At 39.9% G+C, this 1,890-nt stretch carries 2 protein-coding genes; both read left to right on the top strand.

The genetic code is table 11. The features are described from left to right. Positions 1–621: 621 nt before the first annotated feature. Entirely contained in the window at positions 622–1,647 is a 1,026-nt protein-coding gene (locus tag F6K23_RS20695; RefSeq protein ID WP_293159306.1) for a sulfite exporter TauE/SafE family protein, read from the top strand. Positions 1,648–1,682: 35 nt separating this feature from the next. Next, entirely contained in the window at positions 1,683–1,808 is a 126-nt protein-coding gene (locus F6K23_RS20690; protein ID WP_293159304.1) for a hypothetical protein, read from the top strand. Positions 1,809–1,890: the final 82 nt, after the last annotated feature.

Below are 1,890 nucleotides of genomic sequence, written 5' to 3'. Positions count from 1 at the left end.
CAAAAAACGGACGTGGAGGCAAGCGTAAGACTACCGTCAAGGCAGCAGCAGCCGATGAGACGTCAACCCGCCGAGGGGCTACGGCTCGGTAGGAATCCCCGTGCCTTTAGGCCGGGGAGGATGTCAAAACTGATAAAACTCAACTCACGAGTTGTTTTTTTTGACTGTTTTTTTAATCAGTAATAAAATATGAGAATTTTTAATCCCTGTTATATCAATTTGTTTACTAATAATCAACCTAAGAGATATTAATTATGTTCGATAAAAGCCACAATCAAAAAGCTAATTTTATAAGTTTTTTTGGCGTTGGTGAATTAGGGTATGATACTAATCTTAATTACTTAGGAGTCAGGAGGACCGAGTCAGGAGGGAAGAATGAAGTTGAAACCCCGAGTATAAGGAGAAAGTTTTTTGGTCGGGTAAGCGGAACAGAGTTCTATCGCGCTCTTATCCGGACAGATATCATACCTCAAATCACCAACGCCGTTTTTTTATAAACAGGACTTACGCAAATTGACTTTTAAAGCACCATTTGTAGGGGCGAATGGTATTCGCCCTCTCTATATGTAGAGTCTGTGCGTAAGTCCTGATCAAAAAATAATCTTCAATAGTTTAAAGTTTATGTATTCATTATTTCAGTTTATTTTATCCCAACGTTCTATTCGTTATAGTCTATTGTGTGTACTCACAGTTTGGACAAGCTGGCTGATTATTCTTGAACCTAGTCGAGCTATTTATAACCTAATTGAACATTGGGAATTTGCCTTTACAATGGTCTTTGGTTCCATGATTGCAGGAGCGACAAGTATGGGAGGAGGCGCAGTTGCTTTTCCAGCTTTAACAAAGTGGCTTCACGTCTCTCCCCCCGATGCAAAACTCTTTTCTTTAGCCATTCAAAGTATTGGAATGAGTGCCGCATCTTTTACGATCGTGGCTATGAAAACTCAAGTAGAATGGAAGCTAATTCGTTGGGTGAGTTTAGGGGGAATTCCTGGTATTTTTATGGGAACAGCTTTTCTTGCTCCTTTACTTCCTCCCGAAGTCATTAAAATTTCATTTACAATGATGGTAAGCAGTTTTGCCCTCATTTTAATTCACTTAAATTTAACTAATACTGAACGTAACTTGACGATTGAACACTGGGGTAAACGAGAAAAAATTTTATCTCTAGTCGTCGGATTAATGGGCGGTATTATTAGTGGGTTAGTTGGGAGTGGAATGGATGTTTTTGCCTACTCTGTAATGGTGTTACTGTTTGGCTTGTGTGAGAAAGTTAGCACTCCAACTTCAGTGATTTTGATGGCAATTAATGCCGTCACAGGGTTTTTAATTCATAACTTTATCCTGGGGGATTTTGTAACTCCCGTCACTAATTATTGGTTAGCGGCGGTTCCGGTTGTGGTAGTGGGTGCGCCAACCGGAGCAATTCTTTGTAGTCTGATGGAACGCCAAATGGTGGTTTGGATTTTGATTAGTTTAATTGGAATTGAATTGCTGACTTCTTTACTGTTGATTCCGCTCACGACATCCGTAGTTTCGGCTGGATTGTTTGCCCTGATTTTATTTACTTCATTTTATTATCTCATGTATCGCACAAAACTAAGACGCTCTTCTCAAGGGGTTACAAGCATCTCAAAACTATTGTGATATCAAGGATTAAAGGATATTCACTCTGTTGAAAATTGACGTTTTTGTGCAACTGGGATAATTATTATTATATCAAATCCGGTAGCATCGGTGTAATTAGATGGGGGGGATGGGGAGATGGGGAGATGGGGAGATGGGGAGATGGGGGGATGGGGAGATGAGGGGCGAGAAAGTGTGGATAGAATTATACCAATTTGAAAAAAGAATGCTACAAAAAGGTAGAACTTGCTCGGATATGCTTAA

Origin of the sequence: Okeania sp. SIO2C9, assembly GCF_010672455.1 — a bacterium.
Lineage (GTDB): Bacteria > Cyanobacteriota > Cyanobacteriia > Cyanobacteriales > Microcoleaceae > Okeania.
The sequence above is the reverse complement of the archived record's forward strand: the minus strand, read 5'-3'. Positions and strand labels throughout refer to the sequence as shown.

Excerpts from the sequence above, each read along its gene's own strand:
- F6K23_RS20695 (WP_293159306.1), top strand. The coding sequence starts at position 622 with ATGTATTCATTATTTCAGTTTATTTTATCCCAACGTTCTATTCGTTAT.